12 protein-coding genes are annotated in these 13,382 nt (G+C 70.1%); 2 read left to right on the top strand and 10 right to left on the bottom strand.

Annotated features, from left to right (window positions below):
• Window positions 1–30: 30 nt before the first annotated feature.
• From BLV39_RS23475 to BLV39_RS23445, 7 genes are all read right to left on the bottom strand, one after another.
• Window positions 31–1,059, bottom strand: coding sequence for an aminotransferase class V-fold PLP-dependent enzyme (locus tag BLV39_RS23475; RefSeq protein WP_090796851.1), 1,029 nt, complete (start codon window positions 1,057–1,059; stop codon window positions 31–33).
• A 96-nt stretch (window positions 1,060–1,155) separates the two neighbouring features.
• Window positions 1,156–2,742 carry an alpha-amylase family glycosyl hydrolase gene (locus tag BLV39_RS23470; protein ID WP_090796847.1) on the bottom strand — a complete coding sequence of 529 codons (1,587 nt, stop codon included), beginning with the start codon at window positions 2,740–2,742 and terminating at the stop codon, window positions 1,156–1,158.
• 193 nt (window positions 2,743–2,935) lie between these two features.
• Complete coding sequence (locus BLV39_RS23465) at window positions 2,936–3,166, bottom strand: hypothetical protein (RefSeq protein WP_143049847.1); 231 nt, start codon at window positions 3,164–3,166, stop codon at window positions 2,936–2,938.
• A 53-nt stretch (window positions 3,167–3,219) separates the two neighbouring features.
• On the bottom strand, window positions 3,220–3,972 hold the full coding sequence (locus tag BLV39_RS23460; protein ID WP_090796840.1) for a YebC/PmpR family DNA-binding transcriptional regulator: 753 nt from the start codon (window positions 3,970–3,972) through the stop codon (window positions 3,220–3,222).
• 1,017 nt (window positions 3,973–4,989) lie between these two features.
• Entirely contained in the window at window positions 4,990–5,607 is a 618-nt protein-coding gene (gene pdxT / locus BLV39_RS23455; protein ID WP_090796836.1) for a pyridoxal 5'-phosphate synthase glutaminase subunit PdxT, read from the bottom strand.
• A complete protein-coding gene (gene pdxS / locus BLV39_RS23450) occupies window positions 5,604–6,509 on the bottom strand; it encodes a pyridoxal 5'-phosphate synthase lyase subunit PdxS (RefSeq protein WP_090796832.1) in 906 nt (301 codons plus the stop codon). The genes pdxT and pdxS overlap by 4 nt, the downstream gene beginning before the upstream one ends.
• 462 nt (window positions 6,510–6,971) lie before the next feature.
• Window positions 6,972–7,514 (bottom strand): hypothetical protein, encoded by a 543-nt coding sequence (locus BLV39_RS23445; RefSeq protein WP_239084128.1) that lies wholly within the window; start codon window positions 7,512–7,514, stop codon window positions 6,972–6,974.
• 165 nt (window positions 7,515–7,679) lie between these two features.
• Here BLV39_RS23445 and BLV39_RS23440 point away from each other — a divergent pair, with 165 nt between their 5' ends.
• Window positions 7,680–8,330, top strand: a complete 651-nt coding sequence (locus BLV39_RS23440) for a GOLPH3/VPS74 family protein (RefSeq protein WP_090796828.1) — start codon at window positions 7,680–7,682, stop codon at window positions 8,328–8,330.
• Between the two features lie 7 nt (window positions 8,331–8,337).
• Here the strand turns inward: BLV39_RS23440 and BLV39_RS23435 are convergent, their stop codons facing one another.
• Genes BLV39_RS23435 through pgsA form a run of 3 tightly spaced genes read right to left on the bottom strand, consistent with a single transcriptional unit; the run spans window position 8,338 to window position 11,031 of the window.
• Window positions 8,338–9,483, bottom strand: coding sequence for a glycosyltransferase family 4 protein (locus BLV39_RS23435; RefSeq protein WP_090796823.1), 1,146 nt, complete (start codon window positions 9,481–9,483; stop codon window positions 8,338–8,340).
• A gap of 13 nt (window positions 9,484–9,496) precedes the next feature.
• Window positions 9,497–10,393 carry a phosphatidylinositol mannoside acyltransferase gene (locus tag BLV39_RS23430; RefSeq protein WP_090796819.1) on the bottom strand — a complete coding sequence of 299 codons (897 nt, stop codon included), beginning with the start codon at window positions 10,391–10,393 and terminating at the stop codon, window positions 9,497–9,499.
• Entirely contained in the window at window positions 10,390–11,031 is a 642-nt protein-coding gene (pgsA, locus tag BLV39_RS23425) for a phosphatidylinositol phosphate synthase (protein ID WP_090796816.1), read from the bottom strand. Before pgsA ends, BLV39_RS23430 begins: the two co-directional genes overlap by 4 nt.
• Before the next feature lie 164 nt (window positions 11,032–11,195).
• Here pgsA and BLV39_RS23420 point away from each other — a divergent pair, with 164 nt between their 5' ends.
• Window positions 11,196–13,352 (top strand): elongation factor G-like protein EF-G2, encoded by a 2,157-nt coding sequence (locus BLV39_RS23420; protein ID WP_090796813.1) that lies wholly within the window; start codon window positions 11,196–11,198, stop codon window positions 13,350–13,352.
• Window positions 13,353–13,382: the final 30 nt, after the last annotated feature.

Genomic DNA, 13,382 nt, shown 5'->3' with positions numbered 1-13,382 from the left:
GGCCCGACCACTTCGGACTCAACGCGCCAGCTACCGCGACAACGCTTCGAGGGTCAGGTCGACGTCGTGGTCGGTGGAGTAGACGTGGAAGCTCGCGCGCACCCGGCCGGCCCGCACGGCGGCGCGGATGCCCGCCCGCTCCAGCTTTTCCTTGGCGTCGGGCACGTCGACGGTGACGATCGCGCTGCCCGCCGGCGGCTTGCCGAGCCCAGCCAGGAACCGGTCGGCGAGGCGCACGTTGTGGTCGCGGATCGTGCCCACGCCGATCTCCTCGATCAGCTCCAGTGCCGGCGCCGAGCCGACAAAGCTGTGCCACGCCGGCGAGATGTCGAAGCGCCGCGCGTTCTCGGCGAGCCGCAGCGGCAGGCCGTAGTAAGAGCTGTGCACGTCAGCACCCGCGTACCAGCCGGCCGCCGACGGAGTCATCCGCTCCCGCAGCTCCGGCGAGTAGTAGCCGTAGGCCGTGCCGCGCGGCCCCATCAACCACTTGTAACCGCCGGTCAGAACGGCATCGGCGAGCGAGCCGTCGAACGGCAGCCACCCGCAGGCCTGCGTGCCGTCGACGACGACCAACGCACCGGCGGCCCGCGCCGCGGCGACGATCTCGTCGTAGGCCGCGATAACGCCGTCGGCCGACTGCACCACGCTGAACGCGACGACGTCGACGCTCGGATCGAGCGCGTCGGCCAACTTCTCGACCGGCACCGCGACGACGTCGAGCCCGTGCGCCGCCCAGGGGAACACGATCGAGGTGAAGTCGACATCGGCCACCACGACCTTGCCACCGGCCGGAATCGCGGCGGCGACCGGCGCGACAAGCTGCGAGACCGCACTGCCGACGGCAACGTCGGCAACCGGCACACCGATCATCCGCGCGTAGGCCGCCCGGCAGCGCTGGGTCGCCTCGTCCCACGGCTCCCACGACGTGCGACCGACCCGCCAGTCGTCGAGCGCCACCTGAAGCGCATCCCAGGCGGGCTTCGGCGGCAGGCCATAGCTGGCGGTGTTGAGCCAGCCCGGGATCGGCTCCCAGAGCTTCTGCGCAGCAGCAAGATCCATGCTCCGACGCTATCCCTCACCAGGACCGACCCACACGGTCCAATTCCGAATCCCTGGTGTTTTCGCAGCCGCGCCGTATGACGCCGCGCGTGGCCCTCAGAGGGCGTAGATGCCGTAGCCGAAGCCGTCGATCTTCACCTCCGTCTCGGCGAGGCGGGCGCCGTGGACCTCGAGCGCGCGCACGCCGTCGCCGACCAGCCCCGCCGGCAGCGACGCGGTGGCCGGTTCCCGGCGGGGGTTGATCGCCACCAGGTGGGTGCCGCCGCGGGTGTAGACGAACGGGTAGCCCGGGTGCAGCACCTCGACCGGCGCCGAACTGCCCAACGCGGGCGTAGCCCGGCGCAGCGCGATCAACCGGCGGACCAGGTTGAGCAGCGAGCCCTCGTCATCGCGTTGCGCGGCGACGGTCGGACGGGCCGGGTCGGGGTCGATCGGTAGGTAGAGCTGGTCGGCCGGCGCCGTCGAGAAGCCGGCGTTGGGGGACGCGTCCCACTGCATCGGCGTGCGCGAGCCGGTGCGGTTGTTCAGCGGCGCCAGCATGCTGCCCTCTTTGTCGGGCATATCGGGGATGTAGCGCATGCCGATCTCGTCGCCGTAGTAGATCGTCGGCAGGGTCGGCCAGGTCATCAGGAACGCGTACGCGGCGCCGACGTGCTCGCGGGAGCGGCTGCCGGTGACCAGGCGCGCGTAGTCGTGGTTGGCCGTCGGCAGCGCGATGTGACCGGTGCCGCCGATCAGCTCGGCCGCGTTCTGCCACTGGGTGACGAACTCGGTGATCGCCCCAAGTCCCTCGGCGTCGAAGAAGGCGGGCTCCGCCGGCCACGACGGGTCGGCGGTCCCGACGCCGAGGTGCCACAGGGATAGCAGCGCGTTGCCCCGGAAGTGCAGGAAGAAGTCGGCGTGGAAGCCGGCCGGCACCGCCACGGCGGGGTCGCCCCACTCCGGGATCAACACGTTGTCGGGATAGGCGCGGTCGATCCAGGTGCGCATCTCGCCCCAGAGCCGGCCCGTCTCCACGTACCCGGGATCGTCCTTGACCAGCGACGACGCCATGTCGACCCGGAAGCCGCTGATGCCCCGGTCGAACCAGTAGGCCATGATCTCGCGCAACGCCTCCCGGTTGGCCCGCGGACCAGGCGCGTCGACCGGCTGCCGCCACGGCTCGCGCGCGTCGTCCCGGGCGTAGCCGAAGTTGAGCGCCGGCTGGCACGGATAGAAGTTGAGCATGAAGTAGCCGCCGCGGCTCCCCGGCGTCGGCGCCCACGCACCGGCCGGCGAACCCACCTTCGGCGACCAGATGTAGCGGTCGTCGTCGGGATCGTCGGCCCACGCCCGGAACCACGGGTGCTGGTCGGAGGTGTGCCCGGCGACCAGGTCGAGCATCACCCGGATGCCACGGGACCGCGCGGCCTCGGCGACGGCGGCCAGGTCGTCGTTGCTGCCGTAGCGCGGTGCGACCGATAGGTAGTCGCTCACGTCGTAGCCCGCGTCGGCGAACGGCGAACGGAACAACGGGCTGAACCACACGGTGTCGACGCCCAGCCACTGCAGGTAGTCGAGCCGCTCGAGAACACCGGCGAGATCACCGATCCCGTCGCCGTTGGAGTCGGCGAAGCTCTGCGGATAGATCTGGTAGAGGATGGCGTCGGCCAACCAGGCAGGTGCGGTGCGCGGCTCGTTCACGGCGTTCACGTTACCGGTGGTCAGGGAATGTTTCGCCTGCGACCATTGTGGACTGTGGATAACCTGCCGTAGTGGATGGGGACGCTGATCGCTCCCGAGCCAGCCACCACCGTCCCCAACACGCTGGTCAGTCAGCCGACGTCAGGCATCGATGAGCTGCATAACCTCATCTGATGCCTCCGACGAGGCGGGATCACAACTGACGGTCGCCGTCTGGATCCGGCTCGACCTCCACCTCGTCGCGGCTCGCCCAAATGGCTCCCTCTATCCGCAGCAGCAGTCCGGCCACGACGAGGATGCCACCCACCAGAATCTCCCGGCCATCGGGCGAATCGCGGAAGCTGCTCAGGACAAGGATCATTCCCGCCGCTGCGACCAACGCACCCAGAACGCCGGTCACCCGCCCAGGTCGCCGCTCATCCATAGACGCCAGTCTAGGCAATGGACCGGCGTGCCGAGGTCCGACGGCAGCGACCCCTAGGCATCGATGAGCTGCATAACCTCATCTGATACGTCGAAGTTCGCGTACACGTTCTGGACGTCGTCGCAGTCTTCGAGCACGTCGATCAGCTTGAAGATCTTGCGGGCGCCTTCTTCGTCGAGGGGTACGTTGACGCTCGGCACCAGCGACGACTCGGCCGACTCGTAGTCGATGCCGGCGTCCTGGAGGGCCGTGCGCACCGGGACCAGGTCGGTCGGCTCGGAGACGACCTCGTACGCCTCGCCAAGGTCGTTGACCTCTTCGGCGCCCGCGTCGAGGACGGCCAGCAGCACGTCGTCTTCCGAGAGCCCGGTCTTCGGGACGATCACGACGCCCTTGCGCGTGAACATGTACGACACGGAGCCGGCGTCGGCGAACGAGCCGCCGTTGCGGGTCAGCGCGGTGCGCACCTCGGTCGCCGCCCGGTTGCGGTTGTCGGTCAGGCACTCGATCAACAGAGCGACACCGCTGGGGCCGTAGCCCTCGTACATGATCGTCTGGTAGTCGGCGCCGCCCGCCTCGAGCCCCGAACCACGCTTGACGGCGCGTTCGATGTTGTCGTTGGGAACCGAGGTCTTCTTCGCCTTCTGAATGGCGTCGTACAGCGTGGGGTTACCGGCCGGATCGCCACCACCGGTGCGCGCCGCCACCTCGACATTTTTGATCAGCTTGGCGAACATCTTGCCGCGCTTGGCGTCGATGACGGCTTTCTTGTGCTTGGTCGTCGCCCACTTTGAGTGGCCAGACATGGATGACCTCCGAAATAACCCCAGTTGGGCAGCGGAAACGGGCGGGCTGGGCTGCCCAAGCCACCAAGTCTACCGACGAGAGAGGGTTATGCCCCAGCCGCCTCAGCCCGGATGAGCCAAGAGCGAGATCAAGATCCAGATCATGTCCCGGGTTTGCCGTGGGAACGACCGTTGCTCCCGCCGGAGACCGGGCCGGGCCCAAGGGGAGCGAAACATCAAGGTCATGTCCCGGGTTCGCCGTGGGAACGACCGTTGCTCCCGCCGGAGACCGGGCCGGGCCCAAGGGGAGCGAAACATCAAGGTCATGTCCCGGGTTCGCCGTGGGCACGACCGTTGCTCCCGCCGGAGACCGGGCCGGGCCCAAGGGGAGCGAAACATCAAGGTCATGTCCCGGGTTCGCCGTGGGCACGACCGTTGCTCCCGCCGGAGACCGGGCCGGGCCCAAGGGGAGCGAAACATCAAGGTCATGTCCCGGGTTCGCCGTGGGCACGACCGTTGCTCCCGCCGGAGACCGGGCCGGGCCCAAGGGGGCCCGACCCTGCCAGGTCCGCCGTGGGAAAACCACCAGCACACCAACTGACCCGCCACGGAAAACGGGCAAAGGCCACAGCGGCGTAGACACAACAAGCGGCCGGCCGCCGGCGAACATGAGGACCGAGCCGCGCGGGACACCGAAGTCGCCTCGCCGCACGCCACCGAGGCGACCAAACCACCGCCGCCCGATCACCGCCGACGAGACGCAAGGGCCACACCCAAGGCGGCGACCTCCCACGTGCGTGCGAGCTGTCCCGTCAGCCCGGGGGCGCCGCGCCGACGTAGACCGGCATCCGGCTCTCTAGCCCGGCATCGGGGTGGTCGGCGTAGAGCCGCTCGACGGCGACGACACCGCCGCGCGGTCCGCGAACTGGTCAGCAACCCGGCGGAGGCGACGAGTTCCGCGCCGCACCCACCCAAACAGACCGGCAACTCGGACGCCTCGCCGCGCACCAACAACGACGGCGCGCGACCCGGCCCTACTCAGGCCGCTTCGCGCACCATCTCCACGAACAACTCGTGCAGACGAAGATCCCCGGTCAGCTCAGGATGGAACGACGTAGCCAACGCCGCACCCTGCCGCACCGCCACCACGTGCGGCGCGACCGTGCCGTCGACCCCCGCGCGCGAGATCGAGCCCAGCACCGCGACGTCGGCACCCACCGACTCCACCCACGGCGCCCGGATGAAGACGGCGTGGAACGGAGCGTCGAGGCCCGAGACCGACACCGGCGCCTCGAACGAGTCGACCTGTCGCCCGAAGGCGTTGCGCCGCACCGTCATCGAGATCGCGCCGAAGCTCTGCTGGTCGGGACGCCCGTCCAGGACCGTCGAAGCCAGCATGATCATGCCGGCGCACGAGCCGTAGACGGGCATCCCGTCGGCGATGCGTTTCGCGATCGGGTCGTACAGTCCGAAGTCGACGGACAGCTTGCTCATCGTCGTCGACTCGCCGCCCGGGATGACCAGGCCGTCCACGTCGTCGAGCTCGGCGGGCCGGCGCACCGGCACCGCCGTGGCCCCGACGGCCGTCAGCGCGCGTACATGCTCACGCACGTCGCCCTGCAGGGCGAACACGCCGACAACGGGGCGACCGCTCACCAGCCACGCTCGGCGAGCCGGTGCGGCTGCGGGATCTCTTCGACGTTGATGCCGACCATGGCCTCGCCCAGGCCGCGAGAGATCTTGGCGAGCACGTCCGGGTCGTCGTGGAAGGTGGTCGCCTTGACGATCGCGGCCGCGCGCTCAGCCGGGTTGCCGGCCTTGAAGATGCCGGAACCGACGAACACGCCCTCGGCGCCGAGCTGCATCATCATCGCCGCGTCGGCCGGGGTGGCGATGCCGCCCGCCGTGAACAGCACGACCGGCAGCTTGCCGGTCCGCGCGATCTCGACGACCAGGTCGTAGGGCGCCTGCAGCTCCTTGGCGGCCACGTAGAGCTCGTCGGAAGACAGCGACGTCAGCCGCCGGATCTCCCCACCGATCTTGCGCATGTGGGTCGTCGCGTTGGAGACGTCGCCGGTGCCGGCCTCGCCCTTCGACCGGATCATCGCGGCGCCCTCGGTGATCCGCCGCAGCGCCTCACCCAGGTTGGTGGCCCCACACACGAACGGCACGCTGAACGCCCACTTGTCGATGTGGTTGCTGTAGTCGGCCGGCGTCAGCACCTCGGACTCGTCGACGTAGTCGACACCCAACGCCTGCAAGATCCGCGCCTCGACGAAGTGCCCGATCCGCGCCTTGGCCATCACCGGAATCGAAACGCCGTTGATGATGCCGTCGATCATGTCGGGGTCGCTCATCCGCGACACCCCACCCTGAGCCCGAATGTCGGCCGGCACCCGCTCGAGCGCCATAACCGCGACGGCCCCCGCGTCCTCAGCGATCTTGGCCTGCTCGGGGGTGACCACATCCATGATCACACCACCCTTGAGCATCTCGGCCATCCCGCGCTTGACCCGCGACGTACCGGTAACGCCGCCCTGCTCGGTGGACTCGGTCACGTGGCCACACTCCTTCTCGCCGAAAGCTTCGCACGCCAGGGTAATGGGGAATTGGCCCCTAACCGATATCCAATCGACCCCCCAGTGGCCTGCCTAACACCCATCGACAGATCGATTCCGCTCCCGGGCCCGCAGTGGGCACGACCGTCGCTCCCGCCGGAGACCGGGCCGGGCCCAAGGGGGCCCACCCCTGCCAGGTCCGCGGTCGAAAGAGCCACACCACACCAGGCCGCCGGGCGGTTAGTGAGCGCTCACCACCCAGGGGGTTAGCGAGCGCTTACCAACCACCTGGGTGGTGAGCGCTCACTAACCGCCCGGGTGGTGAGCGCTCACTAACCGCGGACGGCGGCCACCCCAGTCCTTGCCCGAACTGCCGGCCGCCAAAGGAGATGGATGGTTAGCCCGGCCCCCGAACGCCCCCGGACGCCCAGCGCCACCGCCCCGCGGCGAGGGACAACGCGGTCAGCCCGCCACGCCCGCCGCGGGAGGTGGGGCGACCACCGGGGCCGGTGATACCGGAGCGACCGGACGGGACGCAGTCACCGTCGGGTCGTCGATGTCGAAGAACCTCGGCCGGTCGTGGCGGCGGGTCAGCAGCAGGACCCGGACCAGGCGCCGGCGGCGGGCCGCGTGGGCCTCCCGGGCCAGGTCGTTGTGCACCTGGCGGGCCAGTCCGAGCCGCCGGCTCGCTGAGATCACCGCGTCGTCCTTCGGGTCTTCCGGCGACAGGGGCACCGTGCGCAACTGCCGTGTCAGGTCGTTCTCCGCGGCCTCGCGCTCCTCCGGCACGGCGTCCAGGGCGATCCGCGCCGCCGCGTACAGCTCAGGTGCCTGGCGTTCCTCCGCCAGCACCGCGGCAGCCGCCGAGCGGCGCAGGAGGTGGGCGTCGAGCGAGCGGGCGGCCGCGGCGGAACGGGCGTGCAGGCGGTCCACCCGCTGCGCCGTCCACGTCAGGTACGTGGCCAGCACCGCGACCACGGCGACCACCACTACGACCCACCACATGTTGCGCATCGTAGTGCGCCCAGCTCGACGGGGATCATCTCACCGCCAGGACCGCCGATCACGGAGCGTGACGAACGCCTGCACAGGGGCATTGATGGGGCGGCGGGCCAGGAACCGGGCACCGGGCCACGAAGTACACAATGGAACAACGTCTACGATGGACAGATGACCGTCAGTCTGGCAGAGGATCTGCTGCTGCTCGGGTACGAGGACGACGGCACGCCGACCCCCGACTCCGGCACCCTCGACTACGGTCTGGCCGGCGCGGTGCTGGTCGAGCTGGCCACGGCCCGACGGATCAAACTCGCCGGAGGCCGGGTGCGAGTCGACAAGACCGAGACTGGGGCCGGCGACCCGATCCTCGACCACGGGCTGCAGCGCATCACCGGGTACGGGCGGGAAGCCAAGCCCGGCGAACTCCTCGACGCCATCCGGGGCGGCCTGCGCGACCTCGTGCTCGACCGGCTCGTCGACCGTGGCGTGCTGCTCCGCGAACAGCGCCGGGTCCTGCTGGTGCCGCTCCCCCGCTTCCCCTCCGCGACCGGCGGCGAGCCACCCGCCGAGACCGAGACCCGGGCCAGGCTGACCGCGTTGATCGACGGCGGAACCACCGACGAACGCACCCACACGCTGGCCACCCTCGCTCTCGCGGCCGGGCTCACCTCGTCCGCCTTCCCGGGTGTGCCACGCGCCGACGTCGAGCGCTGCCTCGCCGCACTGCCCGAGCCGTGGCAGTCGACCGCCGTGCGAGAGCTCCTCGACGAGGTCCAGGTTTCGATCATCGCGACCACCACGATGTTCATGACCGGGAGCTAAAAGAGGCTCAGCGCGGCTCGGACCACTCCACGTCGATCACCCGGCCGTTGGTGGCCTCGATCGCGGCCGCGTACACCTCGAGCACCCGCAGCGCGACCACCGGCCAGTCGTAACCGGCCACCACGGACCGTGCCGACTCGACCAGCTCTGCCCGCGAATCCGGGGCGTCCAGCAGCGCACCCACCGCATCCCCCAGGGCCACCGCGTCGCCGGTGGGGAACAGCCGACCGGCCCGGCCGCCGTCGAGCACCCGGCGGAACGCGTCGAGGTCGCTGGCCACGACCGGCGTACCCGCGGCCATCGCCTCGGTCAGGATCATCCCGAACGACTCGCCGCCGGTGTTCGGCGCGACGTAGACGTCGACGCTGCGCAGCATCCGGGTCTTGTCGGGCTCGGACACCAGGCCCAGATAGGTGACCCGGTCGTGCAACCCGGATGGGATCCCGGACAGCAGCTCGTCGAGGTCCCCCGGCCCCGCGACCAGCAGCCGAAGGCCGGGCCGGACTGCCGCCAAAGAGACGAACGCGTCCCGCAACACCGGGAAGCCCTTACGCTGCTCGGTGAACCGGCCCAGGAACCCGAGCGAACCACCGGTGCCGGGCCAACCTGGCAACGGCGAGGCGGCGGCGAAGCGCGCGACGTCCACGCCGTTCGGGATCTCGACCGCGCCACCGTCGAGGTGCTCGACCTGCACCTTGCGGGCTAGCTCGCTGACCGCGATCCGCGCGGTGATCCGCTCCAGCACCAGCCGCAGCGCGCCCTGCGCCGCCGACAGCGCGCGCGAGCGGGTCATCGCCGTGTGGAACGTGGCGACCACCGGGCCACGGCTGTTGAGCACCGCGAGCATCGACAGGCTCAGCGCCAGCGGCTCGTGCACGTGCAGGACGTCGAAGTCGCCGCGGGCCAGCCAACGGCGGACCCGCGCGCCGGACACCGGGCCAAAGGCGATGCGCGCCACCGATCCGTTGTACGGGAACGGAACCGCACGACCGGCGGGCACCACGAACGGCGGGAGCTCCGCGTCCTCGTCAGCGGGCGCGAGCACGCTGACTTCGTGGCCCAGCCCGATCAGGGCCTGCGCGAGGTCGAGGATGTGGTTCTGTACGCCGCCCGGCACGTCGAGGGAGTAGGGGCTCACGATGCCGATCCGCATCCTGCCCACCTCCTCAGACCTCCGGGGTCGGTGGCTCGTCCAACCAGACCCGCTGGAGCATGTGCCAGTCCTGGGGGTGCCGGGCAATCGTCGCCTCGAACGCGGAGGCCATCCGCTGGGTGATGACGGCCACCCGCTCCCGCAACGTTCCCGTTTCCGGGCCGGGTATCTCGATCGGCGGGTTGATGTAGCCGCGGGTCGACTTCTCGTCGTACCAGACGTCGATCACCAGCAACGGCGCACCCGTGCGGATCGCCAGCAACGCGGGACCCGACGGCATCCGCGTGCGCCCGCCGAAGAACTCGACCTCGACGCCGCGCTTGGACAGGTCGCGATCGGCCAGCAACGGCACGGTGGCGCCCTCGCGCAGCCGTTGGACCAGCAGGTCGAACGGCGGCTGCTCGCCACCCGTGAGCGGGATGATCTCGAAGCCCATGCTGCGGCGGTATTCGACGAAGCGCTCGTAGACCGACTCCGGCTTGAGCCGCTCGGCGACCGTCGTGAGCTTCCAGCCGTTCGCGGTGACCCAGGCACCGGCGACGTCCCAGTTGCCGGAGTGGTTCAGCGCCATGATCACGCCGCCGTCTTCGAGCAGCTTGGCCAGCAACTGCCAGTTATCCACCTGGAAGTCGTCGAGGTGCTGCTGGTGCGTGCGGGACGGCAGCCGGAAGGCCTCACGCCAATAGCGGGCGTACGAGCGCAGGTTGGCCCGTACCAACGCGTCGAGCTCGTTGTCCGGCATGTCCGGGCCGACCACCCGGCGCAGGTTCGCGCGCAACCGCTGCGTACCCCGGCCGTTCTTGCGGTGTGCGTAGTCGGCGGCTGCCTTGAACAGCCCGCGCGCGACGGGTTCGGGCATGCCGCGGACGAGCTTCCAGCCGGCCGCGTAGCCGAGGTCGGCAGGGTTCACGACGCCCGCTCGGCACGGTCGGCGGCGTCGAGGACCTTGGCCTGCTTGTAGACGTACGCCAGGCGCTGCCCGACCGTGATCGTCGAGAGCGCGGCCAGGAACCAGACGGCCGCCGCGAAGCCCCACGCGAGGCCGGCGCCGGCCAGCAGCCCGCCGACACCGATGATGATCAGGCGTTCGGCGCGCTCGGCGATGCCTACGTTGGCCGTCATGCCGAGACCCTCGGCCCGGGCCTTCACGTACGACACGGCCGCACCGAGGACCAGGCAGATGATGCCGCCGACCACGCCCCAGCGGTCACCGCGCTCGGCCAGGATGTAGATCACCGTGCCGACGATCGCGCCGTCGGCGATGCGGTCCATGGTCGAGTCGAGCAGCGCGCCGAACCGGGTCGAGCCACCGGACAGCCGCGCCATCGTGCCGTCGACCAGGTCGACGAGGGCGAAGACGGTGACGACCAGCGCACCCGCGATGAAATGCCCCGTCGCGCCCAAACCGACGGAGGCGCCGACCACGCCGAGGGTCCCGGCGACCGTCACCTGATTGGGTGTGACACCCCAAGCGATCAGTCGTCGGGCGATGGGTTCGATGACATGGGCCATAGTGGCCCGCGCTGACACCTGGAAGATCTTCGCCATGGCGGTCCCACGATAACGGTGTGACGGCCCGGACGATACGGTGACCCGCTGTTCCCGAGCGGGTCACCAGTCACTCGCTCACCTTTGGCGTCGGGCTTGTGTACAGCCGGTTGCGGGTGTGGGATCGAGAGATGACGTGAGCTAGCTCACCCAGGGAGGTCCCCATGGCTCAAAAGGGTCCAGAGAAGGGAGTCACCGGCCCCGCGCCGGTGGTGGACGAGCCCGGCAGGGTTCGCAACGTGGTGCTCGTCGGCCATTCAGGGTCGGGAAAGACGACCCTGGTCGAAGCGCTGCTGGCCGCGACCGGCACGATCAGCCGTGCCGGCTCGGTGACCGAGGGCACCACGACCTGTGATCACGACCCGGCCGCGGTCAAACAGCAGCGGTCGGTCAGCCTCGCCGCAGCACCGTTCATGCACAACGGCGTCAAAGTCAACTTGCTGGACAGCCCCGGGTACGCCGACTTCGTCGGTGAGCTCCGCGCCGGGCTGCGCGCCGCCGACGCGGCGCTGTTCGTGGTGCCGGCCGCCGACGGGATGGACGCGGCGACCGCGACGCTGTGGGAGGAATGCGCCAGCGTCGGCATGCCGCGCGCGGTCGCGGTCACCCGGCTCGACCACCAGCGCGCCGACTTCGACGAGACGGTCGCGCTCTGCCAGCGGGTGTTCGGCGACAACGTACTCCCGTTATATCTGCCCATGCTCGGCGACGACGGCGTCTCGACCGTCGGTCTGATGGGCCTGATCACGCAGCGGGTCTTCGACTACAGCAAGGGTCACCCGCCCGAGGTGCGCGACCCCGATCCCGAGCACCTGCCCGCGATCGCCGAGGCACGCAACGAGCTCATCGAGGGGATCATCGCCGAGAGCGAAGACGAGACCCTGATGGAGCGTTACCTCGAGGGCGAAGAGATCGACACCGAGGTGCTGATCAACGACCTGGAGACGGCGGTGGCCCGCGGCCACTTCTATCCGGTGATCCCGACCTGCGCCGAGAGCGGCGTGGGCATCGACTCGCTGCTCGAGATGCTGACGTCGGCGTTCCCGTCGCCGCTCGAGCACGACCTGCCGGTGGTCACCGGAATAGACGGTTCGCCGCGCCCGCCGCTGACCTGCGACCCCGACGGCCCGCTGGTGGCCGAGGTGGTCAAGACCACGATCGACCGGCACGTCGGCCGGGTCTCGCTGGTCCGCGTCTTCTCGGGCACGCTGCGCCCGGAGTCGGCCGTGCACATCTCCGGCCACGGTCTCGAACAACGCGGTCACCCTGACCACGACTCGGACGAGCGGATCGCGCACATCTACTCTCCGCTGGGCTCGTCCCTGCGCGAGGTGTCCTCGTGCATCGCCGGCGACATCTGCGCGATCACCAAGTCGGGCAGCGCGGAGACCGGCGACACGATCTCGTCGAAGGAGAACCCGCTGCTCGTCGCGCCGTGGGAGATGCCGGAGCCGTTGCTGCCGGTCGCGGTCGTGGCGAAGACCCGCTCCGACGAGGACACGCTGGCCAAGAACCTCGGCCGGCTGGTGGCGGGCGACCCGACCATGCGCCTCGAGCGCAACCCGGACACGCACCAGATGGTGCTGTGGTGCATGGGCGAGGCGCACGCCGACGTCGTCCTGGACCGGTTGCGGAGCGGTGGGGCCGAGATCGACACCGAGCCGGTACGCGTCGCGCTGCGCGAGACGTTCGTCACCGGAGCCAAGGGCCACGGCCGGCACGTCAAGCAGTCCGGCGGCCACGGGCAATATGCCGTGTGCGACATCGAGGTGGAGCCGCTGGAGCGCGGTGCGGGCTTCGAGTTCGCCGACAAGGTGGTGGGCGGCGCGGTGCCGCACAACTACATCCCGTCGGTGGAGAAGGGCGTCCGGGCGCAGATGGAGCGCGGCATAATGGCCGGCTACCCGCTGGTCGACGTGCGGGTCACGCTCTTCGACGGCAAGGCGCACAGCGTCGACTCGTCCGACGCGGCGTTCCAGACAGCCGGGCAGATGGCGTTGAAGGACGCCGCCGAGAAGGGGCTCGTCTCGCTGCTGGAGCCGGTGGACGAGATCATCATCCGGATCCCCGACACGTACGTGGGCGCGGTCATGTCGGACATGTCCTCGCGGCGCGGCCGGGTGCTCGGCACCGAGCCCGACGAGGCCGGCGGCGAGCGCACCCTGGTGCGGGCCGAGGTGCCGGCCACGGAACTGGTCCGGTACGCGGTCGAGCTCCGGTCAATGACCTCGGGCGCGGGCACGTTCGGGCGCACGTTCGCCCGCTACGAGCCGGTGCCCAGCCATCTCACGGAGGCGGTCCGCAAGGAGCACGCCTCCTGACCTGTTCCTGCTCTACGGCGCGGCGGCTTC

The organism is Asanoa ishikariensis, assembly GCF_900107455.1.
GTDB lineage: Bacteria > Actinomycetota > Actinomycetes > Mycobacteriales > Micromonosporaceae > Asanoa > Asanoa ishikariensis.
Note: the sequence above shows the minus strand (reverse complement) of the source record. Positions and strands in the feature narration are given on the sequence as shown.

What these genes read in the sequence shown, in the direction of transcription:
- BLV39_RS23435 (WP_090796823.1), bottom strand. Translation starts at nt 9,483, where the DNA reads ATGCGGATCGGCATCGTGAGCCCCTACTCCCTCGACGTGCCGGGCGGC.
- BLV39_RS23420 (WP_090796813.1), top strand. Translation starts at nt 11,196, where the DNA reads ATGGCTCAAAAGGGTCCAGAGAAGGGAGTCACCGGCCCCGCGCCGGTG.
- BLV39_RS23440 (WP_090796828.1), top strand. Translation starts at nt 7,680, where the DNA reads ATGACCGTCAGTCTGGCAGAGGATCTGCTGCTGCTCGGGTACGAGGAC.
- BLV39_RS23445 (WP_239084128.1), bottom strand. Translation starts at nt 7,514, where the DNA reads ATGTGGTGGGTCGTAGTGGTGGTCGCCGTGGTCGCGGTGCTGGCCACG.
- BLV39_RS23475 (WP_090796851.1), bottom strand. Translation starts at nt 1,059, where the DNA reads ATGGATCTTGCTGCTGCGCAGAAGCTCTGGGAGCCGATCCCGGGCTGG.
- pgsA (WP_090796816.1), bottom strand. Translation starts at nt 11,031, where the DNA reads ATGGCGAAGATCTTCCAGGTGTCAGCGCGGGCCACTATGGCCCATGTC.
- BLV39_RS23460 (WP_090796840.1), bottom strand. Translation starts at nt 3,972, where the DNA reads ATGTCTGGCCACTCAAAGTGGGCGACGACCAAGCACAAGAAAGCCGTC.
- BLV39_RS23465 (WP_143049847.1), bottom strand. Translation starts at nt 3,166, where the DNA reads ATGGATGAGCGGCGACCTGGGCGGGTGACCGGCGTTCTGGGTGCGTTG.